Source organism: Serpentinimonas raichei (genome assembly GCF_000828895.1).
Lineage (GTDB): Bacteria > Pseudomonadota > Gammaproteobacteria > Burkholderiales > Burkholderiaceae_C > Serpentinimonas > Serpentinimonas raichei.
This window is the reverse complement of sequence record NZ_AP014568.1, coordinates 1,192,621-1,214,329: the sequence shown is the minus strand read 5'-3', so window position 1 is coordinate 1,214,329 and position 21,709 is coordinate 1,192,621. Positions and strand designations below refer to the sequence as shown.

At 65.1% G+C, this 21,709-nt stretch carries 24 protein-coding genes; 12 read left to right on the top strand and 12 right to left on the bottom strand.

The window, feature by feature from the left end; genetic code table 11:
• Positions 1 to 21: 21 nt before the first annotated feature.
• The 7 genes from SRAA_RS05725 to SRAA_RS05695 form a co-directional block, all read right to left on the bottom strand.
• Positions 22 to 1,542, bottom strand: coding sequence for a potassium/proton antiporter (locus SRAA_RS05725; protein WP_045475727.1), 1,521 nt, complete (start codon positions 1,540 to 1,542; stop codon positions 22 to 24).
• Between the two features lie 65 nt (positions 1,543 to 1,607).
• On the bottom strand, positions 1,608 to 2,111 hold the full coding sequence (locus tag SRAA_RS05720) for a Crp/Fnr family transcriptional regulator (protein ID WP_029461503.1): 504 nt from the start codon (positions 2,109 to 2,111) through the stop codon (positions 1,608 to 1,610).
• A 21-nt stretch (positions 2,112 to 2,132) separates the two neighbouring features.
• On the bottom strand, positions 2,133 to 2,624 hold the full coding sequence (locus SRAA_RS05715) for a hydrogenase maturation protease (protein WP_045475724.1): 492 nt from the start codon (positions 2,622 to 2,624) through the stop codon (positions 2,133 to 2,135).
• Complete coding sequence (locus SRAA_RS05710; RefSeq protein ID WP_029461501.1) at positions 2,608 to 4,074, bottom strand: Ni/Fe hydrogenase subunit alpha; 1,467 nt, start codon at positions 4,072 to 4,074, stop codon at positions 2,608 to 2,610. Before SRAA_RS05710 ends, SRAA_RS05715 begins: the two co-directional genes overlap by 17 nt.
• Before the next feature lie 22 nt (positions 4,075 to 4,096).
• Entirely contained in the window at positions 4,097 to 4,735 is a 639-nt protein-coding gene (locus tag SRAA_RS05705) for an NADH-quinone oxidoreductase subunit B family protein (protein ID WP_029461500.1), read from the bottom strand.
• Positions 4,719 to 5,441 (bottom strand): 2Fe-2S iron-sulfur cluster-binding protein, encoded by a 723-nt coding sequence (locus SRAA_RS05700; protein WP_045475720.1) that lies wholly within the window; start codon positions 5,439 to 5,441, stop codon positions 4,719 to 4,721. Before SRAA_RS05700 ends, SRAA_RS05705 begins: the two co-directional genes overlap by 17 nt.
• A complete protein-coding gene (locus tag SRAA_RS05695; RefSeq protein WP_029461498.1) occupies positions 5,438 to 7,255 on the bottom strand; it encodes an NAD(P)H-dependent oxidoreductase subunit E in 1,818 nt (605 codons plus the stop codon). The genes SRAA_RS05700 and SRAA_RS05695 overlap by 4 nt, the downstream gene beginning before the upstream one ends.
• A gap of 341 nt (positions 7,256 to 7,596) precedes the next feature.
• Here SRAA_RS05695 and msrA point away from each other — a divergent pair, with 341 nt between their 5' ends.
• From msrA to SRAA_RS05660, 7 genes are all read left to right on the top strand, one after another.
• Entirely contained in the window at positions 7,597 to 8,193 is a 597-nt protein-coding gene (gene msrA / locus SRAA_RS05690; RefSeq protein WP_082039936.1) for a peptide-methionine (S)-S-oxide reductase MsrA, read from the top strand.
• A gap of 64 nt (positions 8,194 to 8,257) precedes the next feature.
• Entirely contained in the window at positions 8,258 to 9,229 is a 972-nt protein-coding gene (locus SRAA_RS05685; RefSeq protein ID WP_082039935.1) for an AEC family transporter, read from the top strand.
• 132 nt (positions 9,230 to 9,361) lie between these two features.
• A complete protein-coding gene (gene rpsP / locus SRAA_RS05680; RefSeq protein WP_045531412.1) occupies positions 9,362 to 9,622 on the top strand; it encodes a 30S ribosomal protein S16 in 261 nt (86 codons plus the stop codon).
• Between the two features lie 31 nt (positions 9,623 to 9,653).
• Positions 9,654 to 10,241, top strand: a complete 588-nt coding sequence (gene rimM / locus SRAA_RS05675; RefSeq protein ID WP_045531411.1) for a ribosome maturation factor RimM — start codon at positions 9,654 to 9,656, stop codon at positions 10,239 to 10,241.
• A gap of 20 nt (positions 10,242 to 10,261) precedes the next feature.
• Positions 10,262 to 11,005 (top strand): tRNA (guanosine(37)-N1)-methyltransferase TrmD, encoded by a 744-nt coding sequence (gene trmD / locus SRAA_RS05670; RefSeq protein ID WP_045531408.1) that lies wholly within the window; start codon positions 10,262 to 10,264, stop codon positions 11,003 to 11,005.
• A 138-nt stretch (positions 11,006 to 11,143) separates the two neighbouring features.
• Positions 11,144 to 11,500: a 50S ribosomal protein L19 gene (rplS, locus tag SRAA_RS05665; protein WP_045531407.1), complete on the top strand. Its 357-nt coding sequence runs from the start codon at positions 11,144 to 11,146 to the stop codon at positions 11,498 to 11,500.
• Positions 11,497 to 12,852, top strand: coding sequence for a DUF3422 family protein (locus SRAA_RS05660; protein WP_231849345.1), 1,356 nt, complete (start codon positions 11,497 to 11,499; stop codon positions 12,850 to 12,852). The genes rplS and SRAA_RS05660 overlap by 4 nt, the downstream gene beginning before the upstream one ends.
• An 81-nt stretch (positions 12,853 to 12,933) precedes the next feature.
• Here the strand turns inward: SRAA_RS05660 and SRAA_RS05655 are convergent, their stop codons facing one another.
• The 3 genes from SRAA_RS05655 to ftsY form a co-directional block, all read right to left on the bottom strand.
• A complete protein-coding gene (locus tag SRAA_RS05655; RefSeq protein ID WP_045531405.1) occupies positions 12,934 to 14,220 on the bottom strand; it encodes an NAD(P)/FAD-dependent oxidoreductase in 1,287 nt (428 codons plus the stop codon).
• 16 nt (positions 14,221 to 14,236) lie between these two features.
• Entirely contained in the window at positions 14,237 to 14,608 is a 372-nt protein-coding gene (locus SRAA_RS05650; protein WP_045531403.1) for a c-type cytochrome, read from the bottom strand.
• Between the two features lie 174 nt (positions 14,609 to 14,782).
• The gene (ftsY, locus tag SRAA_RS05645; protein WP_045531401.1) at positions 14,783 to 15,889 is read right to left on the bottom strand and encodes a signal recognition particle-docking protein FtsY; all 1,107 of its coding nucleotides are present in this window, start codon (positions 15,887 to 15,889) and stop codon (positions 14,783 to 14,785) included.
• Between the two features lie 93 nt (positions 15,890 to 15,982).
• Here ftsY and SRAA_RS05640 point away from each other — a divergent pair, with 93 nt between their 5' ends.
• The 5 genes from SRAA_RS05640 (at position 15,983) to SRAA_RS05620 (ending at position 20,279) form a co-directional block, all read left to right on the top strand.
• The gene (locus tag SRAA_RS05640; protein WP_052467503.1) at positions 15,983 to 17,398 is read left to right on the top strand and encodes a M16 family metallopeptidase; all 1,416 of its coding nucleotides are present in this window, start codon (positions 15,983 to 15,985) and stop codon (positions 17,396 to 17,398) included.
• Positions 17,395 to 18,762 (top strand): M16 family metallopeptidase, encoded by a 1,368-nt coding sequence (locus tag SRAA_RS05635; RefSeq protein ID WP_231849344.1) that lies wholly within the window; start codon positions 17,395 to 17,397, stop codon positions 18,760 to 18,762. Before SRAA_RS05640 ends, SRAA_RS05635 begins: the two co-directional genes overlap by 4 nt.
• Positions 18,759 to 19,394: a 16S rRNA (guanine(966)-N(2))-methyltransferase RsmD gene (gene rsmD / locus SRAA_RS05630; RefSeq protein ID WP_082039934.1), complete on the top strand. Its 636-nt coding sequence runs from the start codon at positions 18,759 to 18,761 to the stop codon at positions 19,392 to 19,394. Before SRAA_RS05635 ends, rsmD begins: the two co-directional genes overlap by 4 nt.
• 62 nt (positions 19,395 to 19,456) lie before the next feature.
• Positions 19,457 to 20,005: a pantetheine-phosphate adenylyltransferase gene (gene coaD / locus SRAA_RS05625; RefSeq protein ID WP_045531399.1), complete on the top strand. Its 549-nt coding sequence runs from the start codon at positions 19,457 to 19,459 to the stop codon at positions 20,003 to 20,005.
• A gap of 13 nt (positions 20,006 to 20,018) precedes the next feature.
• A complete protein-coding gene (locus SRAA_RS05620) occupies positions 20,019 to 20,279 on the top strand; it encodes a YfhL family 4Fe-4S dicluster ferredoxin (protein ID WP_045531397.1) in 261 nt (86 codons plus the stop codon).
• On the opposite strand, the gene pth is transcribed toward SRAA_RS05620, so the two are convergent.
• Both pth and SRAA_RS05610 read right to left on the bottom strand, forming a co-directional pair.
• Complete coding sequence (gene pth / locus SRAA_RS05615; RefSeq protein WP_045531395.1) at positions 20,259 to 20,876, bottom strand: aminoacyl-tRNA hydrolase; 618 nt, start codon at positions 20,874 to 20,876, stop codon at positions 20,259 to 20,261. The two genes, SRAA_RS05620 and pth, sit on opposite strands and share 21 nt — an antisense overlap.
• Before the next feature lie 168 nt (positions 20,877 to 21,044).
• Entirely contained in the window at positions 21,045 to 21,671 is a 627-nt protein-coding gene (locus SRAA_RS05610) for a 50S ribosomal protein L25/general stress protein Ctc (RefSeq protein WP_045531393.1), read from the bottom strand.
• Between the last annotated feature and the right edge of the window lie 38 nt (positions 21,672 to 21,709).

Genomic DNA, 21,709 nt, shown 5'->3' with positions numbered 1-21,709 from the left:
CAGCCCTAGGGCGTGGGGGCACTAGTCGGATGGGTCGGCTTCCACGTCGGGTGCGGCCGGGTCGCGCAGCAAGCGGATGCCCACCCGCACGATCTCGCCATCTTCCATCCGGCGCACACTCAGTTCGGCCGCGCCCAAGTTGGCGTGGTCGCCCTCGATCGGTGGCCGGCCCAGCGCCTGCGTCAGCCACTGGGCCGCGTCCAGATGGTCGTCTGGCACCGGCGGCCAGCCATAAAAGCCGCACAAATCGCTCATGCGGGCGTTGCCGGGCACCTCAAAATCGCCATACACCTGCCGCGCCAACGCCACGTCGTCGTGGTTGGGCAGCACCACGCCGGTGCGCCGTGCGCTCCAGGGTATGGTCGAACCTTGCAGCACCAACGAGGCCATGACCACGATCAGGGCCACGCTGATGAAAATCTCGGCCCCTTCCACCCCCGCCATGACCGGGAAAATGGCCAGCACGATCGGCACCGCGCCGCGCAGCCCCACCCATGAAATGAAGGCGATCTCGCGTTTGTCAAAACGCAGCGGTTTGAGAATGATCCAGACCGAGAGCGGGCGCGCCAGCAGCATCAGCACCGCCACCACGCCCAAGGCCGGCAACAAAGCCGCCAGCGCATCCGAAGGCGTGACCAACAGCCCCAGCAGCAAAAACATTGAGGCCTGCGCCAGCCAGGCAAAGCCGTCCATGGCCGACAGCGAGGGCGCCACGCACTGCGTGGCCCGGTTGGCCACCAGCACGCCAAACAGGTAGACCGCCAAAAAGCCCGAGCCCCCGACCCAAGTGGTGAGGGCAAACACGCTCAGGCCCGCCGAAGTGAGCAACAGCGCGCGCACGCCGCCGCTGGGGCGCGCCCACACGGTGAGCCGGCGCAGCAGCAGGGCAAAGGCCCAGCCGGCGCCGATGCCCAGCGCCGCGCCCCAACCAAACTGCAGCGCCAGATCGCGCAGCGGCCACCACCATGCCATGTCGGCCCCAGCGTTTTGGGCATCGAGCAAGACCCAGCCGATCAGGGCCAGCGTGAGGTAAACCGCCATCGGGTCATTGAGGCCGGATTCGATTTCGAGCGTGGCCGCGACCCGTTCGTTGAGCTTCACGCCGCTGGATTTGAGCAGCGCAAACACCGCTGCGGCGTCGGTGGAACCGACGATGGCCCCCAACAGCAGCGCCATCGGCCAGCTCAGGCCAAGCAAAAAATGCGCCGCCACCCCGGTCAACGCCGCCGTGACCACGACCCCGAGCGTGGCCAGCCACAGCGCCGGTTTGAGCCCGGTGCGAAAGTTGCGGTATTGGGTGCGCAGGCCACCGTCGAGCAAGATCACCGCCAATGCGACGTTGCCGACCCAGAAAGCGAGCTCGAAATCCTTGAACGCCACCCCGCCCGGGCCGTCTTCGCCCAACAACATTCCGGCGATGAGAAACACCACCAAGAACGAGAACCCGAGCCGCACCGAAAACAGCCCTGCCAGCAGGCTGACAAAGACCAACCCGGCAGCGATCAGCAGCGGGATGGCGAGAAAATCGAGTGAGAGCAGCATAACGGCCGTACCTTAGCAGAAAACACGCCAAGGTTTGGCCCACCGCCGCCCGCAAGCACCCGTTTTTACATGCGCCCGCGCCCGCCAGTCTGGATGTACTGCTGCAACTCCATCTCGTGCTCGGCCAGCGTGGTCACCACCGCATGCACGCGCTTGACCACGGCGCGCATGAAGTTGTAAACCAGTTGCGGATGCTGGGTGATCAGCGGCTGGATATCGCCGGCCTTGAAGCACAGCACTGCGGCATTGCCCAGGGCGCGCACCGAGAGGTCGTGAGGAGTCTGGTCGATGAAGCTCAGCTCGCCGACCAAATCGCCTTTTTCCAGCACGTGGACGGTGATTTCGCGCCGGGTCTCGGTTTTTTCGCGCACCAAGCCCAGCCGGCCTTCGGTGACGATGTAAAAGCTGTTGGTCATGTCGCCTTGGTGGAACAGGAATTCCTGATCTTTCACCCGCAGCTCGCTCCCGGCATGGGCGGCCATGATGGCAGCCCCGTCGCGGCCAATGTATTCACCCAAGGGGGCCTGGTAGATCAGGTTGGCGATGCGTTCAACTTCTCGTTCTTGCATGATGCGCTCCAATGGTAAAAGTTAAGTGGATTCGGTGGCACAAGCGGGCTGCAAATGGTGTTGGGCCGCTTGCAGGTTGAGCAGCGCGGGCGCGCTCAGGCCGGTTTGCAGTTCCCACTCGTAACCGCGTATGGCCAGCACATACACCTCGGGTGTGCGGCCAAAGCAGGTGCGGCAGGTGGCCACGATGGAGGCGATGGAAATGGCGTGCGAGGTGAAGCTGTAATCAAGCCGTGGCTCGACGCGCCGCAACTCGAACGATTCCAGCCCCGCTTCCACGCTGGCATCGACAAACAACACCCGCTCTTTGTGGCTGATCAGTTCGGCGTCTTCGAGCTGCAACTGGTAGTGGCGCATCAGGTCGGCTTGCGGACACAAGCCTTGCTCCTCAAGCCAGTCGATGAAGGCCCAGCCCAAGCCGTCGTCTTGGCGCCCAATGTTGCCAATGCCGTAGATGAGGGCCGAGGGCTGGTCGAAGTCGGCCAGCCGCAGGCTTTCAGCGGGCGCGTTCATCGACCAGGTTCCCGCTCGAATCAAACACCGTGACTTGCAGCGGCATCTTGCCCAGCGCATGGGTGGCGCAGCTCAAACAGGGGTCGTAGGCGCGTATGCCCACTTCGAGCGCGTTCATCATGCCTTCGGTGATTTCGGCGCGCCCGCCCAAGTAGTCTTCGGCCACGCTGCGCACGGTGCGGTTGATCACTTGATTGTTCTGCGTGGTGGCCACGATCAGGTTGGCCGAGGTGATCTCGCCGCTTTCATTGGCGCGGTAGTGGTGCAGCAGGGTGCCGCGCGGGGCTTCCACCACGCCCACCCCTTCGCCGCTCCAAGCCCCCGGGGCGGGGGTGAGCAGCAACTGGTCTTTTTGCAAGTCCGGGTCGTGCAGCAGGCCTTGGATGATTTCGGCGGCGTGCAAGATCTCGATCGCCCGCGCCCAGTTGTAGTGCAGCGTCATGTTGTTGGCTTTGCCCTTGGTGTAGGCATGGAAGCGCTCCAGCGCCTCTTGCGCCAGCGGCGTAGAGAGCGAACGCGTCACGTTCATGCGCCCCAGTGGCCCCACCCGCACCGAACCGCCCTCGCGCCCCAGCCCCTTGAGGAAGGGGAACTTCATGTAGCTCCACTCCTCCACGGCCTCGGAGAAGTGGTTCAGGTAGTCGTGGTAGTCGAACTCGGCCACCACTTTTTTCTGGCCATCGGTGACGCGCAGGTTGCCGTGGTAGTAGTCCACGTCGCCGTTGCCATCGACCAGGCACATGTCGAGCGCCGGCACCACGCCAAAGCTGTCCACCTGCTGGCGGTTCTTTTCGTGGAAGTCGTAGAACAACTGCAGGCCCTCGATCGAGTAATCGATCACTTGCTGCATGGAAAGCAAACCCGGCGCCCCGTTGAGGAAGCGGTCGCGCTCGGCAACGCTGAGGTTTTTGTTGACGCCGCCAGGTATGGAGCTGATGCCGTGCATCTTCTTGCCGAACACCGCCACCAGCATCTCTTGGCCCCATTTGCGCAGCATCACGGCGCGCTTGACCAGCTCCGGGTTGGCTTCGATCAGGCCTTCGATGTTGCGCTGCTCGGGTGCGGCGTCCATGCCAAACATCATTTCGGGCACGATCAGGTAGAAGTACGCGGTCTGGTGCGATTGCAGCATCTGCGCGTAGTGGCCGAGACGGCGCATTTTTTCGGCCGTCGGCGTGACTTGAAAGCCCTGCTTGAGGCCCAGCCCCACGATGTCGTCGAGCGCTTTGGCGCCGCACAGGTGGTGGCTGACGAAGCAGATGCCGCAGATGCGCTGCAGCAGCATCGGCGCTTCCCAGTAGGGGTGGCCTTGGATGAAGCGCTCGAAGCCGCGAAACTCCACCACGTGCAACTTGGCATCGACAACATTGTTGTCGTCGTCCAGATGCACCACCACCTTGCCGTGCCCTTCGATTCGGGTGACGGGGTCAATGACCAATTTTCTGCTCATGTTTGTAGCTCCTGCAGCGGTTTTAGTCGTAGCGGTTGATCGAGATCGGCAGGTCGAACGGGCGGCCGTTGACCAAATCGTCGAGCACCTTGAAGATGGCATCGCCGTCGGGCGGGCAGCCGGGGATGAAGTAGTCCATTTTGACCACTTCGTGGCAAGGATACACCTTGGTGGTGATGCGCGGAATGTCGGGGTGCAGCGGGATGATGGGCTTGATGCCTGGAACGGCGGTGGGCGAATCCACGTAGGCCTCGATCAGGCATTCGGACAGCGGCACCACGTTGCGCATGGCCGGCACGCCGCCCCACACCGCGCAAGCGCCGACCGAGATCAGCACGTCGCAATTCTCGCGGAAATGCTCCAGCGTTTCGATGTTTTCCTCGTTGGCCACGCCGCCCTCGACGAAACCGACCACGCAGCGCTCGGTGATGCGCTTCATGTCGGTGATGGACGAGCGCAGGATGGTCACCTTGTCGAGCAGCGCAAACAAGCGCTCATCGAGGTCCAGCAGCGACAGGGTGCAACCCCAGCAGCCGCACAGCCCGATGGTGGCAACTTTGATCTTGCCGGCTCGGCCGGCGATCAAAGCCGGGGCCAGCGGGGTGATGGGGAGGTCGTGCGAGAACTCCTGCCCGGCTAGGGCTTCAGCTGCGTGGCTCATTCTTGGCTCCTTCAATGTTGAGGCTGCGCGCGCGCAGCGTTTGAATTTCGTATTTGCGCTGTCCGATGGGCACATCGTGGCCCACGCGCTTTTGCAAAATGGTGCCGACTGGGCACAGTTCGACCGCCTCCTTGACCTGTTCCTCGCTCATGCGGTTGGCCAGTTCCACGTCCATTTCGATGCGCGACGATCCACCGCGGCCGCTGATGCTGAAAATCTTTTGGCCCGTTTCTTGGTCGCGCACGTACTCGACGCAGCGCTGGCAGAAAATGCAGCGGTCGCGCTCGAGCCAGATTTTGTCGCTGCCCGGGCTGTTTTCGCGCACCGGAAAGCGGTAAGGGAAGCGCGAGACCATCATGTCGGACTCGTAACCCACCGCCTGCAACTGGCAGCGCCCGCTTTTCTCGCAACTGGGGCAGTTGTGGTTGCCTTCGGCAAACAAAAACTCGACCAGTGCTTTGCGGGAGTCCACCAAGGCCGGGGTATTGACCTCCACTTGCATGCCGTTGGCCACCCGCACGGTGCACGAGGCGCTGACGGTGCCGTTGACCTTGACCGAGCACACCCGGCACGTGCCCAAGCAGGGCTTGTCCTTGACGTAGCACAAAGTGGGGATGAACACCCCGACTTCGGCCGCCACATCGACCAAGGTGCGGCCCAATTCGGTTTGCACCGGCTGCCCATCGATGGTGATTTCGATTTTCATGTGCTGGTCTCCAGTTTTACTTTCAGTGCCTGGCTGGCTTCGGCGTAGCCCGCCAAGGCCGCATCGAGATCGAACGAGGGCAGCAAGGGACCACTGGGTTTGGCCAGCCTGACCTGGTAGGCCTCTGGAAACCGGCTCAGCGTGGTCAGGATGGGTTTGGGCGAGGTCGCGCCCAAACCGCAGCGGCTGGTGTTGCGCACCACAGCGCCCCATTGCACCGCCTCGTCGAGGTCTTGCTGGCAGCCGCGGCCGGCAATCAAGCGGTCCATCTTGTGCAGCAAATCGACGTTGCCGGCCCGGCACGGCACGCAGATGCCGCACGACTCATCGACAAAGAACTGCATGTGCTCGCGCACGATCCAGAGCAGGTCGCGCTGCTTGTTGAAAATCGTGAAGGCGCCGTTGCACGACAAATCCTCATAGCCGAGCAGGCGCTCACCGTCTTTTTCCACCGACACGCAATCGCCCGAGGGGCCGCTGATCTGCACCGCCATGGCACCGTAGGCGCCTGCCATGCGCAGCACCTGGTTGACGCTGGTGCCCCATTCGACTTCGTAAATGCCCGGCTTGCTGCAGTCGCCCGCTACGCTGAGCAGCCGCGTGCCAGAGGATTCGGCCGTGCCAAAGCTGCGAAACCAAGCCGCGCCCTCAGCCAAGATGTGGCTGACGCAGGCGAAGGTCTCGACGTTGTTGACACTGGTTGGCTGGCCCAGATAGCCTTTCTGGATCGGGTAGGGCGGTTTGAGGCGCGGTGTGCCGCGCTTGCCTTCGCACGATTCGATCAGCGCCGTTTCTTCGCCGCAAATGTAGGCGCCGGCCGCCATCTGGATGCGGATGTCGAAGTCAAACCCGGCTTTGCCGCCAATGTTGCACCCGAGCATGCCTTGGTCGCGCATTTGTTGCAACTGGGCTTCCAAGTAGTCTTTCAGGTAGTAATACTCGGCGCGCAAATACAGGATGCCGGTGCTGGCCCCAATGCCGTAGGCCGCAGCCACCATGCCAAAAAACACCTGCTTGGGCGAGCGCGTGAGCAGCACCCGGTCTTTGAAGGTGCCGGGTTCGGCCTCATCGGCGTTGCAGATGATGGTTTTGCTCTCGCCCCAGGCGTCGCGGCACAAGCGCCACTTCAAGCCCGTGGAAAAACCCGCGCCGCCGCGCCCGCGCAGCTTGGAGGCCGTCACCGAGTCGATCACCTGACTGGGCTCATCGGCGAGCATTTGCTCCAACGCCGTGCCCAAGTCGAGCTTGCCCCTAAAGAATATCGGGCGCTGGGTGCGTACGTTGGACTCGACCATCGATTCCACATAAGCCAGTTGGTCGGTGGGCAGTCCGGCTGGGTTGGCAATCTCTTCCGGGGTTTTGCCTTGCCTGAGCTGTTCGACGATGTCGGCGATTTTGCTCGGCGTCAGGCGCGTAAACACCACCTTGTCGAGCATCATGGCCGGCTCTTGGTCGCTCAGGCCGATGCAGGGCGTCTCGAACAAACCAAACAGGCCATCGGGGTTGGGTTGGCCAAAACGGGCTCCGGTTTCGCGCTCGAGCGCCTCGCGCACGGCGTCGAAGCCGTTGAGTTTGGCCAGCACCGAGTTGCAGAGGTAAAAAACGTACTTGCCCGAGGGTTCGAGCCGGAAAAAGTGGTAAAACGACGCCGTTTCACGGACATCGAGCACCGACAGGTTGAGGCCAGCCGCCAGTGGGGGCAGGGCTTGTGCGGGTATGTGGCCGTGTTGCCACTGCAACTCCCACAACATGTCGATCAGCCGGGTGCGGTCACTGCGGTAGCGCTCCAGCATCGATTGAATGGCTTGCTCCATTGGAATCCTTTCTGTTCTAAGTTGGGTGACGGCTTGGGCTGCGTGCGCTGCTCGCCTTGCGACCAGCTTGTCTCGCGCTGTTACCGTGTCTGGGTTCACGCAACAAAGGGGCCAGTTTGGGGGTGGTCCGTGTTTACCCTTGGCCAGTTTTTCAACTCCTTGTGGCATTTAAAGTTTTTTTTTCTCTGGGGTGCGCGCTAAGATAGCTCTGCTGCCCATGTGGAAACCAACCTTTCACTGTGGTGATCGGGTGGTAACAAGTTTAACCTTCGCTGAAATCAACAAATTTCACACGAACCATTCTTCCCTGTGCCGCCCTACAAAGGTTTGCGCTTGATCAAATGACTGCAACATCTGCCCCCCCATCATCCCTTGTCGCAACCGGCGGCCCCGACCCCGAGCGGGGTCGCTTGCCAACGCTGGTGCTGGCGGGTGGCTGTTTTTGGTGCACCGAAGCGGTGTTTGAGCGCGTGCGCGGCGTGCTGGAACTGGAGTCGGGCTACGCCAATGGCCACTGGCCCCAGCCCAGCTACGAGCAGGTCTGCAGCGGCCGCAGCGGCCACGCCGAGGCGCTGCGTTTGGTGTACGACCCGGAACAAATCGATCTGCGCAGCTTGCTGCAGATTTTTTTCGCCACCCACGACCCGACCAGCCTAAACCGCCAAGGGGCCGACGTGGGCAGCCAGTACCGCAGCGGTATTTACTGGACACAGCCTGAGCAAGCGCAGGTGGCGCGCGACTTGATGGCCGAGCTGCAAGCCGCCGACGCCTTTGGGGCGCCGATCGTCACCGAGCTCGTGGCGCTGCAGCGCTTTGACCCCGCCGAAGCCGAGCACCAGCGCTTTTTTGCCCGCCATCCGGAGCACGGCTACTGCCTGGCGGTGGCCGCACCCAAGGTGCGCCACTTGCGCCAGCAGTTTGCGCAGTGGCTGCGCTGACAGCCAGGACCATACGGGCCGTTCTTGGCCAAGGAAGCGTGCCGGGCTTGGCTACACTCTGGCGGTGGCTTTGACCGAACACCCCGTTTTTTTGTCGCTGACTCCGGTTTTTTTGCTGATCGGAGTCGGCTACCTGGCCGGCCAGATGCGCTGGATTCGCAGCGCATCGGTGCAGGATTTGTCGAACCTGGTGTTTTTGGTGCTGGGCCCGGCGCTGCTGTTTACCACCATGAGCACGGTGCAGATCGACGAGCTCGACTTGCGCCCGGTCGGGGCCTATTTTGTGGCGGTCGGGTTGCTGTTTGGGTTCAGCGTGCTGTTGCGCGGCCTGAGCTGCCGCAGCGTGGTGCTGGCCTTGGCGGGCACCTTCAGCAATTTGGTCATGATCGGCATCATGCTGGTCAAGCTGGCCTATGGGCAAGACGGGCTGGTGACGCTGCTGACGCTGATTTCGGTGCACTCGCTGGTGCTGCTCACGGCGGCGACGATCTTGTTGGAATTGGCGCAGGCGCGCGAGGAGGGCGCACAGCATGCCAGCCCCTTGACGCCGCAGCGCATCGTTCGGATCGCCGCCTCGGCCATCAAAAGCGCCCTCATCCACCCGGTGCCGCTGCCCATCATTTGCGGGCTGCTGTTTGCCCAGACTGGCTGGGCGCTGCCGCAAGTGGTGCAGCTGCCGCTGCAACTGCTGGGCAGCGCCTTTGGCCCGCTGGCGCTGGTGCTGGTGGGGGTAAGCCTGGCGGGCCTGAGCCTGTGCGGCCACTGGCAGCCGGCGCTGGGGCTGGCCCTGAGCAAGAACCTGCTGCTGCCCTTGATGGTGGGTGCCAGCGCCTGGGCTTTTGGGATCGAGGGCCTGGCCTTGGTGGTGCTGGTGGTGGCGGCCGGCTTGCCGGTGGGGGCCAATGTGTATTTGTTCGCGCAGCGCTACCGGGTGGTGCAGGATTTGACGACGGCAACGATGGGCGTCTCGACCCTGCTGGCGCTGCTCACGCTCAGCGGCTGGATGTTGCTGCTGTCGTGGCTGGTGGAGTTCTAATATTGTGGAAAAGCACCGGCCATCGGCTACAATCATGGGTTCCCAACGTTTCGCTGACCGGGTGGTCAGTTGTGTGTCTCAGGCGTTGCGAGGCTTTTTTGTGGTGCTTTGCTCCACCCGAAGGATTCAAACATGGTCGTCATTCGACTCTCCCGTGGCGGCGCCAAGGCGCGCCCGTTTTACAACATCGTAGTGGCCGACAAGCGCAGCCGCCGCGACGGCAACTTCATCGAGCGCATTGGTTTTTACAACCCGCTGGCCAAGGGCGGCGAAGAGCCGCTGCGGGTGGCCCAGGATCGGCTCAGCTACTGGCTGAGCGTGGGTGCGCAGCCCTCCGACACCGCCGTGCGCCTGTTCAAACAAGCCGCCAAAGCCGCGCCCGCAGCGGCTTGAATGGGCTGCGGCTTTGCCGTTGCTTTATCCCATGGCCGCTTTAACCGGATTGGTACCCGCCCCGCTGCCTGCTGATGCAGTGGAGTTGGGCCGGATACAAGAGGCGTGGGGCATCAAGGGCTGGGTGCGGCTGCATTGCCACAGCGCCAAGCCCGAAGCCTTGTTGCAAGCTTGGCGCTGGTACCTGCTGCCTCCCGAGGTCCCTTATGCCAAGGGCTTTGATGCCTTTGAGGGCAGCGTGGTGGTGCGGGTGCACAGCATCAAGCCCCATGCCGACGGTTTGGTGGCGCAACTGGCCGAAGTGCCCGACCGCAACGCCGCCGAAGCGCTCAAAGGCGTGCGCATTTTTGTGGCGCGCGCCGATTTCCCTGCCGCGGCGTCCAGCGACGAATTTTATTGGGTCGACCTGATCGGGCTCGAGGTATTCAACCGCCAGGGCGAGCCGATGGGCGTGGTGCGCGACTTGCTCACCACCGGTCCGCACAGTGTGCTGTGCCTAGAGTACCTGTCCGCTGAGGGCAAAGTGGCCGAGCGCATGATCCCCTTCGTTTCGGCCTACGTCGATGCGGTCGATCTGGCGGCGCGGCGCATCACGGTCGACTGGCAGAGCGATTATTGAGGCGCAGGCCGAGAGCCGCCATGCGCTTCGATGTGATCACCCTGTTTCCCGAGCTGTTCGAGCCCTTCATGCAGCACGGCGTCACGCGCCGTGCCTACGAGTCGGGGGCCTTGCAGGTGCGCCTGTGGCCCTTGCGCGATTTCGCCGAGGGGCCGTATCGGCGCGTCGATGACCGTCCCTTTGGTGGCGGGCCCGGCATGGTGATGCTGGCCGAGCCGCTGCGGCGCTGCTGGGAGACGATCCGCGCCGAGCGCGCGCAGCTCGGGTTGCCTGCGGTGCCCACGCTGCTGTTTTCGCCGCAAGGCCAGCGGCTGGAGCACGCCGTGGTGGCCGAGCAGGCGCAAGCCAGTGGGGCGATTTTGGTGTGCGGACGCTACGAGGGCATAGACCAGCGCTTCATCGACCAATGCGTCGATGGCCAGATCAGCCTAGGCGACTTCGTGCTCTCGGGTGGCGAGCTGGCGGCGCTGGCCCTGCTCGATGCCGTGGCGCGGCTGCTGCCTGGCGTGCTCAACGATGCCCTTAGCCACCAGCAAGACAGCTTCAACCCGGCCATAGCCGGTTTGCTCGACTGCCCGCATTACACCCGGCCCGAGCGCTGGTGCGGCCCCCAGGGCGAGGCCGCTGTGCCCGAGGTGCTGCTGTCGGGGCACCATGCGCGCATCGAGGCCTGGCGCTTGCAACAGCGCCGCGACGCCACCCTGCGCTTGCGGCCCGATTTGCTCCCGGCCCCTTGCGCCCCGGTTGCTGACTCCAAGCGCTGAAATCAGGCTATAATCTAGGGCTTTCGATCCTCTGGTCGGCCGCCCTAGGTCTGCACATGGCAGGCCAGCCTTGCACCTTGGTGTGCCGGGTTATGGGGCCTTTAGCGCAGCGCGACCACGATCGGTAAACAGGAAGCCATGAATCTGATCCAGATCCTCGAGCAAGAAGAAATCGCTCGTCTCAACAAGCAAATCCCCGACTTCGCCCCCGGCGACACGGTGATCGTGCACGTCAACGTGGTTGAAGGCACACGCAAGCGCGTGCAGGCCTATGAAGGCGTGGTGATTGCGCGGCGCAACCGTGGCCTGAACTCGGGCTTCATCGTGCGCAAAATCTCCAACGGCGAAGGCGTGGAGCGCACCTTCCCGCTCTACAGCCCACGCATCGAGCGCATCGAAGTCAAGCGCCGCGGTGCCGTGCGCCGCGCCAAGCTCTACTACCTGCGCCAGCGCAGCGGCAAGTCGGCGCGCATCAAGGAAAAACTAGGCGCTTGAACCCAACCGCACTGCCCCCCTGCGACGCGCTGCGGCGCCTCCCACCGGATGACGCGCTCCGGCGCGTCTTGCACGACGAAGTGCATGCGCGGCCGCCAGCGCGGCTGGCGCTGCCCACGGGGGTGCTGTATTTGGCGGTTTTCAACGACGGCGTGAGCCGGCAGGCCGAGCTCGACCTGCTGCGCCTGCTGCCGGGGCAGGAGCGCCTCACGCTGCCCGATCTGCAAGACAATTTTCTGCGGCTGGCACTGCCCGGCTACACCCTGAAGTGGGAACGCCACAGCGAGTTCACGCGCTATTCGCTGGTGCTGCCCATGCACGCCGAACCCGCAGGCTGGTTCGAGAGCGAGCAGTGGAATCTGCCGCGCCTGTTGCCGCAAGGCTGGTTGGCACAGGTGCCGGGGCGCACCTTTTGCGCCATCGAACTGGCGCTGCTGCAAGCCGATCTGGCGCAGCCGCAGGCCCTGCTGGAGCAGATGCGCCCCCGATTTGGTGAGCACACGCTGGCGGCTTCGCTGATGGGAAACCAGCGCCATTCCATGGTGCTGACCGACTTTCGCTTGCGCCCGAGCGGCTTTGAGCGCATGCTGGTGCTGGCTGCGCCCGATACCACCGAAACCCGTGCGGGCCGCATCGTCCAGCGCCTGCTGGAAGTGGAAACCTACCGACTGATGGCGCTGCGTGGCTTGCCCACGGCCAAAGACTTGGCGCCCGAGTTGGCACAAGCCGAGGCGCAATTGGCGCAGATCACCGCCGACCTGGAGCACCACCAGCAATCGGATCAGGCCCTGCTCGATACCTTGGTGGCGCTGGCGGCCCGGGTGGAAAAGGCGATTGCACGGCACTCCTACCGTTTTTCCGCCACCCGCGCCTACGATGCGCTGGCGGCGCAGCGCATCACCGAACTTCGCGAAACGCCAGTGCCCGGCACCCAGACCATCGGCGAATTCATGCGCCGGCGCTTATCACCTGCCATGGCCACGGTGGCTGCGACCGAGCAGCGGTTGCTGGGTTTGCCAGAGCGGATTTCGCGCGCCAGCGCCTTGTTGCGCACCCGGGTGGACATCGCCACCGAAGGCCAGAACCAGCAATTGCTGGAAAAACTCACCCGCGGGCAGGCCTTGCAACTGCGCTTGCAGTCCACGGTGGAGGGCTTGTCGATCGCGGCGATCTCTTACTACGTGATCAGCCTGCTGCTCTATGCGGCCAAGGCGCTGGAGTCGGCCGGGGTGCCGATCCAGCCCGAGATCGCCGTCGGGGCGCTGATTCCGGTGGTGCTTTATGGTGTATGGCGCACGGTGCGGCGCATCCACGAGAAGCTGCGTGGCGCCGACTCCGACGCCGCCCACTGAACGCTTTGACCAGACCGGCGGCATGGTGCAAGAAAAACCCCTGCCAAAACAGGGGTGCAGAGGTCTAGGGCGTGGCCCTGATTAGCCCAGCGTGTCGGCCCAGATGTTGCGTGCCCACCCGAGCGCATAATGCCCCTCCAGCGCAGTGGGGGCCACCGAGACGCCACCCGAGCCCGGCACCGTGAGCAGGGTGCGGCGCTCGGCGTCCCAGCGGTGAACGCTGGAGACGTGCATGGCGTCGGTGTCGTTGACAAAGCTGTAACAGGTGTTGGCGATGATGGGCAACTGCGGCACCGGCTGCCCTTGCAGCAGCGAGACCACCGCCATGGCGCTGACCTTGCCGTGCTGGTTGGCCATGTGGGCGGACTTGGGCATGCCGGGTGAGCCTTGAATGGCGTCGCCCAGCACGTGGATGTGGGGAGCCACAGTGGACTCGAAGGTCTGGAAGTTCACCTCGCACCAGCGGTTGTTGATGTTGGCCAACCCAGCGCGCAAGGCCAAGTCGCCAGCGCGCATAGAAGGCAGCACGTTGGCAACGGCCGGCCGGAACTCATCCTGCACTTCGAAGCGCATGGCGTTGCTGGCGGCATGGACGTCGGTGAGCAAATGGCCGGGGCGGTATTCGATGATGTCTTTGTACTGCTGCTCGAAAACGCGGGTGAACAGCCCGCGCTTGGACTGGATTTCGGCGTTGGCATCAAAAATGATGACCTTGCTGCGCGGCTTGGCCTTTCTGAAATAGTTGGCGACCAAGCAGGCGCGCTCGTAGGGGCCGGGTGGGCAGCGGTAGGGCACTGCCGGGATGTTGATGGCATAGACGCCGCCATCGGGCATGGCTTCGAGTTGGCGGCGCAGCGCCAGCGTTTGCTCGCCCGCCTTCCAAGCGTGCAGCATGCGCGCCTTGGCTTCGGCCGAGGCCATGCCGGGCAGGCCTTCCCACATGAAATCGATGCCGGGCGAGACGATCAGGCGGTCGTAGCCGATTTCGCTGCCACCGGCCAGGCGCACGGTGCGCCGCGCGGCGTCGATGCTGGTGACCGAATCGCGCACCAGGCGCACACCGTGGTTCTGTTGCAGCCTGTCGTAGCTGTGGGTGAGGAAATCCATGTTCTTCAGGCTGCCGATCACCAGGTTGGAGATCGGGCACGAGATGAATTTCGGGTTGGGCTCGATCAGGGTGACGCGCACCTTGCCCTCGGAGAACAGGCGGGTGTACTTGGCGGCCGTGGCTCCACCATAGCCAGCGCCCACCACCACCACGTGCGCGGCACCGGCACCGGCGGTGCCCGTGGCGCAGCCGCTGAGCAGACCCACCGTGCCGATGGCCGAAGCCGCAGACAGCGTTTGTACGAATTGACGGCGTTTCATGATTCGGTCTCTTGGTTTAGCGGGGAAGGGCGGCGAAGTAGCCAGCGATGGCGGCGATCTGTTCTTCGTTGAAACCGCGCGCGATGTGGTGCATGATGGTCGCGGGGCGGCTACCGGTCTTGAAGTCCATCATTTGGCGGATATGGTCGTCGCGGTTCATGCCGGCCAAGGAAGGCATGCCGGGCTGGGCGCGCCCCTGCGAGCCGTGGCAGGTCATGCAGGTGGTGGCCCAGAGGCGGATTTGTGCCGGGGTGGGGGTGGCCGCTGGCGTTGCCGCAGCAATGCGCGCAGGAGCCGCCGCCGGTGCCGCGGCGGGGGTCTGAGCCTGCGCTGCCAGCGCGCCTGCTCCGAGCAGGCCGATGGCCATGAATTTGACGAGGGATTTCATCGAAGCGGTCTCCTTGGACTGAAGGTCGGGTGCATGGATGGGTGTTTATCCATAGGCCGATACGCTACCCGCAAAAAAACCGCAGGGCTGGCTTCGGCCACGCCTGAGCATAGCAAATTCAGGCATGAAGTAAGCGAATCTTATGTTCTATCGATATGCTTGGTTGGGTATGAGCTAAGCCAGCAGGGCACTCGCAAACTCCTGCGCGTCGAAGGGCTGCAGGTCTTCGAGCTGTTCGCCCACGCCGATGAAATACACCGGCACCACGGCCCCGCGCTCGCGCCCCCAGATGGCGATGGCGGCCAGCACCCCGCCCTTGGCGGTGCCGTCGAGCTTGGTCACGACCAAGCCGGTGAGGCCGAGCGCGGCATCGAAGGCCTTGACCTGCGCCAGCGCGTTTTGCCCGGTGTTGCCGTCGATCACCAGCAGCACCTGGTGTGGCGCGCTGGGGTCGGCTTTTTGGATCACGCGCTTGATTTTTTTCAGCTCCTCCATCAGGTGCAACTGGGTCGGCAAGCGGCCGGCGGTGTCGATCAGCACCACGTCGCGCCCGCGCGCCCGCCCGGCGGTAACGGCATCGAAGCTCACTGCCGCCGGGTCGCCGCCTTGCTGGCTGATGATCTCGACCGTGTTGCGCGTGGCCCAGACGCCGAGCTGCTCGCGCGCGGCGGCGCGGAAGGTGTCGGCCGCCGCCAGCAGCACGCTGGCGCCGGCGTGGCTCAAATGCCAGGTCAGTTTGCCGATGGTGGTGGTTTTGCCAGCGCCATTCACGCCTGCGATCATCAGCACGGTGGGGCCGTCGGCCTGGGCCCCGATGGGCAGCGCCTGCTGCAAGGGCTGCAGCAAATCGGCCAGCGCTTGGGCCAGCAGCCCCTTGACGGCGGCGGGATCGGTGGTTTTGCTGGACTTGACGCGGCGGCGCAGGTCGTCGAGCAAAAATTGGGTGGCCTGCACCCCGGTGTCGGCTTGCAGCAGCGCGGCTTCGAGATCTTCGTACAGCGCTTCGTCGATCTGGGTGCCAATGAACACGCTGCCGATGCTGCTGCCGGTTTTGCGCAAGCCCGTTTTGAGCCGATCGAACCAAGAAGGGCGGTTGGTGGGGGGGGCGGGCTCAAGCGAAGGCGCAGGCTCAAGCGCAGGCGCAGGCGCGGGGCTGATTGGGGCTGGGGCGGCGGCTGCTGGAAGCACACCCGCCGCCGGCTCTGAGTTGCTGGGTGCGCTGGGCGTGGCTGGTTGCTCCGGCTCGGTGGAGAAAAATTTTTTCTTCAGGTAACTGAACATAGGGCTCGCTTAAGGAATCCATGCCGAAGCGCTGATTGAGAAGCGCACAGGCTGGGCTGGGCCATCTGGTAGACAATCCGAACCATGCATTCTATGAAACCCGCTTTACCGACCCCGATTTTGTGGCGCGGGGGGCGCCGATCTTGGCTGCTGCTGCCGCTGTGGACTGTGCTGCTCTGGCTGCTACTGGCCCCGGTGCAAGCCCAGACACCCGCTCTGGCCCCAGCCACGGCGCAGCAGTTCACCTTGGCCAACGGCCTGACGCTGATCATCAAGCCCGATCGGCGCGCCCCCACGGCCTTGCAGATGCTGTGGCTGCGCGCGGGTTCGATGGACGAAGTCGATGGCCAGTCGGGCGTGGCGCATGTGGTCGAGCACATGCTGTTCAAAGGCACGCCAACCGTGCCCGAGGGCGAGATTTCGCGCCTGGTGGCGGCCATGGGCGGGCGCGACAACGCCTTCGTGAGCCGCGACGTAACCTCTTTTCACCAACAAATCCCGGCCGCAAGGCTGCCCGATGTGATGCGGCTGGAAGCCGACCGCTTTGCCCACAACACCTGGCCCGACGAGGCGTTCTGGCGCGAAATGTCGGTCATCAAAGAGGAGCGGCGCCAGATGGTGGAGGAATCGGCTCAGGCGCGCATGTTCGAGGTGTTCATGGCCAGCGCCTGGCTGGCGCACCCGTACCGGCGCCCGATCATCGGCTGGATGAGCGATCTGCTCTCGCTCCAGCCCGACGATGCGCGTGCCTTTTACCAGCGCTGGTACGTGCCCGGTAACGCGGCGCTGGTGGTGGTGGGCGACGTGGACGTGGCCCAGGTGCGCGCCTGGGCCGAGCGCTACTTCGGTGCCCTTCCCGCGCGCGCCGTGCCCGAGCGCAAGCCGCAGACCGAGCCCGAGCAGCGCGGCACGCGCCGCATCGAATACGTGGGCCGCACCGACCGGCCGCTGCTGGTGCTGGGCTACAAGGTGCCGCAACTGGCGCACCCGGACGCGACCGACGCCGCCAGCACCGACGCGCTGGCGCTGCTGCTGCTCGCCGGTGTGCTCGACGGCCACAGCGCGGCGCGGCTGGAGCACCAACTGGTGCAAGGCGCGGCCGGGCGCCGGGTGGCGCTGGAAGTGAGTGCCTCGTTCAGTTACTTGGGCCGTGGGCCGCAACTGTTCTTGCTCTCGGGCACGCCCGCGCAAGGGGTGAGCCCGGCCGAGCTGGAGGCGGCGCTGGTGGCCGAAATCGAGCGCGTGGCGCGCGAGGGCGTGAGCGAAGCCGAGCTGCGCCGGGTGCGCAACCAGTGGCTGGCGGCCGAGGTGTTTCAGCGCGATTCGATGTTTGCCCAAGCGCGGCTGCTGGGCAGTTACTGGGCCCAGGGCTGGCCGGTGGACAGTTCGGAGCGCATCATGCGGCGCCTGAGCGCGGTCACGCCGCAGCAGGTGCAGGCGGTGGCGGCGCGCCATTTCTCGGCGCAGCGGCTCACCGTGGGGGTGTTGTTGCCGGAGCAGGCGCCATGAAGCAGATGAATCCTTGCGGCGCTGCGGCGCGTTCCTTGGGCTTGTGGGGGCTGTTGGCCTTGGGCCTGGCCCTGATGGCACCCGGTTTCCTCCAAGCCGCGCCGGTGATCGAGCACTGGGTGCAGCCCAGCGGGGCGCGGGTCTATCTGGTGAGCAACCCCGGTTTGCCCATGCTCGATGTGCAGATCGACCTCGATGCTGGCAGCCGCCGCGACCCCGCGCCCCAGGCCGGGCTGGCGCAAGCCACGGCGGCGCTGCTGCGCGCCGGCGTGCAGGCCCACGCGGGCCAGCCAGCGCTGGACGAAAACGCCTTGGCCGAGGCCTGGGCCGACTTGGGGGCGCAGTTCAGCGCCGCCGCCACGCGCGACCGCCTGAGCCTGCGCCTGCGCACCCTGACGCAACCCGAGCTGCTGCAAGCGGCACAGGATTTGCTCGCGCAGCAGCTCGCCGCCCCGGCCTTTGCCGCGCCGGTGTGGCAGCGCGAGCGCCCGCGCTGGGTGGCCCGTTGGCAGCATTCGCAAACCGAGCCCGAGGTACTGGCCGAGCAGCTCCTGATTGCCGCCGTCTATGGCGCGCACCCCTACGGCCAGCAGGCCCGGCCCGAAACCTGGGCCGCCATCGAGGCCGAGCATCTGCGGGGGTTCTGGCGCACCCACGCGCAGGCGTGCACGGCCCGCGTCACGCTGGTGGGCGACATCGACCGCACCCGCGCCGATGCGCTGGTGCGCCAACTGCTGACGGGTTGGCAGCCCCACGGTTGCAGCGCGCTGCCGCCGCTGCCCGAGGTGCAGCCGCTGGCGCAAGGGCGCTTGATCGCGCAGCCCTTTGCCGTGGCGCAGGCGCAGCTCCTGATCGGCCAGCCGGGCCTGGCGCGGCGCGACCCGGATTTTTTGGCCTTCATGCTGGCCAACCACATTCTGGGCGGCAGTGGTTTTAGTTCGCGCCTGATGCAAGAGGTGCGCGAGCGCCGCGGCCTGACCTACGACATCCACAGCCGCTTCGTGCCCGGCCGCCACGCCGGGGCCTTTGTGGTGGCGACCACGACCCAGCCCCCGCGCGCACAGCAGGCGCTGGAACTGGTGCAGCATGAAATCCGCCGTTTCGTGGATCAAGGCCCGACGCAGCAGGAACTGGAGCACGCCCAGGCGGCGCTGATCAACGGCTTTGCGCTGCGCCTAGACAGCAACCGCGAGCTGCTGCAAGAGGTGGCGGCGCTGGCTTGGCACGACCTGCCGCTGGACGATTTGCAGACTTGGAGCGCCCGAATAGCGGCGCTCAACCGCGTGCAGGTGCACCGCGCCTTGCAGCGCGTGTTGCAGCCCGAGCGCATGGTGACGGTGGTGTTTGGAGCCACGGCGCCATGAGGCGGCGCGATCTGGCCGAGCCGGTGGCGGCGCAGGGCGTGCCCCGGCCCAGCCGGGCCCAGCAACCCGCACGCCCCCCCGGCACCGTGCGCCTGATCGGCGGCCTGTACAAGCGCAGCAAGCTGCTGGTGCCCGATCGACCGGGCTTGCGCCCCACACCCGATCGGGTGCGCGAAACCCTATTCAACTGGCTCGGGCAGGATTTGCGCGGGCTGCGCTGTCTCGACGCCTTTGCCGGTACCGGCGCGCTCGGGCTGGAGGCGGCCTCGCGCGGGGCAGCGGCGGTGTGCCTGCTGGAGCGCGACCCGGCGCTGGTGCAGGCGCTGCGCGCCCAGGTGCGGCGCTTAGGCGCAGCGCAGGCGCAGGTGCAACAGGCCGATGCGCTGGCCTGGATGCGCGCGGCCTCGCCCAGCGCCTGGGATGTGGTGTTTCTGGATCCGCCCTTTGAGCAAACAGCCGAGGCGGTGCAAGCGGCCTTGGTCGCTGCGCGCCCATTGCTGGCGGCAGTCGGCCTGATCTACCTCGAAGCCCCGCTGCCGTGGAGCGATGCCATGCTGCAGCCACTGGGCTTGCAGGTGCAACGCCAAGGCCGGGCCGGGCAGGTGCATTACCATTTGTTGAAAAGCGTGTAACCCCCACGTTTTTCGCTGCTGCCCCATGCAGCCGTCACGGCCACCGCGCATAATCCACACCCATGAGCCGCTCTGCCCCCTCCAAGCCTGCAGCCAAGCCCGTCGCCAAGCCTGCCTCCGAAGTGCGCCTGGCCGTCTACAGCGGCACCTTCGACCCGCTCACCCTAGGCCACGAAGACGTGATCGGGCGTGCGGCGCGCCTGTTCGATCAACTCATCGTTGCCGTGGCCGCAGCGCACCACAAAAAAACCCAGTTCACCCTAGAGCAGCGCCTGAGCCTGGCGCGCCAGAGTCTGGCCGACTGGCCGCAGGTGCGCGTGCTGCCCTTCGATGGCCTGATCATGGACTTTTGCCGCCAGCACGGGGCTTGCGCGGTGGTGCGCGGCATCCGCAACGCCAGCGATTTCGACTACGAGGCCCAGATGGCGGCCATGAACCGCAAGCTGCTGCCCAGCGTCGAGACCGTGTTCGTGCTGCCGCAGCCCGAGCTGCAGTGCATCTCAAGTACCCTGGTGCGCGAAATCGCCAAGCTCGGCGGCGACGTGTCGGCCCTGGTCAACCCAGCGGTGGCGGCGCAGTTGCGCAGCGCCCACAGCGCCGCCCTGCATTGAGGGGACGGCGCACATGGCCCTGACCATCACCGCCGAGTGCATCAACTGCGACGTCTGCGAGCCCGTTTGCCCCAACCAAGCGATCTCGATGGGCCCCGACTTCTACCAGATCGACCCAGCGCGTTGCACCGAATGCGTGGGCCACTTCGATCAACCCCAGTGCGTCGAACTCTGCCCGGTGCAGTGCATCCCGGTGCACCCGCTGCACCTCGAAGACCGGGCCAGCCTAGAGCTAAAGTACCGGCGTTTGACCTCAAACGCTTGCAGCGTTTGAGTTGCGCGGCGGCTTGGGCCGCACCGGTTTGGCGGTGTGGATGGCGGCGGTGGCGCGCTCGACTTGGCCGGCCAGCAGGTCGGGCAGGGCGGCCAGCGAGCGGCCGATCGCCTCTTCGATGGCGCTGCGCTGCTCTGGGGCAGGTTTTTTGAGCACCCAGTGCACCACGTCGGCCTTGTCGCCGGGATGCCCGATGCCGATGCGCAGCCGCCAGTAGTCGGCGCTGCCCAGTTGGGCATGGATGTCGCGCAGGCCGTTGTGGCCCGCGTGGCCGCCGCCGCGCTTGAGCTTGACTTCGCCCGGCTGCAGGTCGAGCTCGTCGTGCGCGACCAAAATCTGCCGCGGCTCGATTTTGTAAAAGCGCGCCAGCGCCGCCACCGCCTGTCCGCTGCGGTTCATGTAGGTGCTGGGCTCCAGCAGCCAGAGCGTGTGCTCGCCCACTTGGGCGCGGGCGGCGCGGCCAAAAAAGCTGCGCTCTGGGCGCAAGGGCGCCTTGAGCGCCTGCGCCGCCGCTTCCAGCCACCAGGCACCGGCGTTGTGGCGCGTGTCGTGGTATTCGGGCCCGGGGTTGCCCAGGCCAACCAGCAGTTTGTACATGTGCGTGAGCTTAAACGAAACCCGGTGTGCGTCCTGAGCACAAAACGGGCAGGACCCTTTGGGGGAGCATGAACGCGAAAAAGGCCCGACGAGCGGGCCTTGCAAAGCGGTGCCGAGGGTCTGGCGCCGGCAGCTTGGGCGGCTGCCGTGGCACCAGAGCGCCAGCGCTTACTTCTTGGCTTTTTTGCCTTTTTTGTCGCCAGCGGCAGAAACCACGGGGGCGATGATCACTTCTTCCACCGGCTCGATCACGGTGGCCAGAGTCGGGTTCGGCTTGCCGTGCGTGACCAGCTTGACGCCTGCAGGCAGCTTGAGGTCGTTGGCATGGAAGGCTTGGCCTTTGACGGCCTGGCCCAGATCGACTTCGATGAACTCGGGCAATTGGATGGCCAAGCACTCGATCTCGACTTCGGTCAGCACGTGGTTGACGGTGCACTTGTCGATCTTCACCGCCGGGGACGTGTCGGCGTTGATGAAGTGCAGCGGCACCTTCTTGTGCAGGCGCGTTTTGTCATCGACGCGCTGAAAATCCACGTGCAGCACCAGCGGCTTGAAGGGGTGGTACTGCACATCGCGCAGCAGCACTTTATGCACCGTGCCGCCAAGATCCATGTCGAGCACCGAGGCGTGGAAGGTTTCTTTTTGCACGGCGTGCCAGAGGGCGTTGTGGTCGAGTTCGATGGCGATCGGTTGTTGTTCGCCACCAAAAACGATGGCCGGTGTGCGGCCCGAATTGCGCAGACGGCGGCTCGCACCCGTACCTTGCGTGTTGCGCTCAAAAGCGACAAATTTCATGTTTCAACTCCTGCTTGGGCCCGGCCGCGACCAGCTCT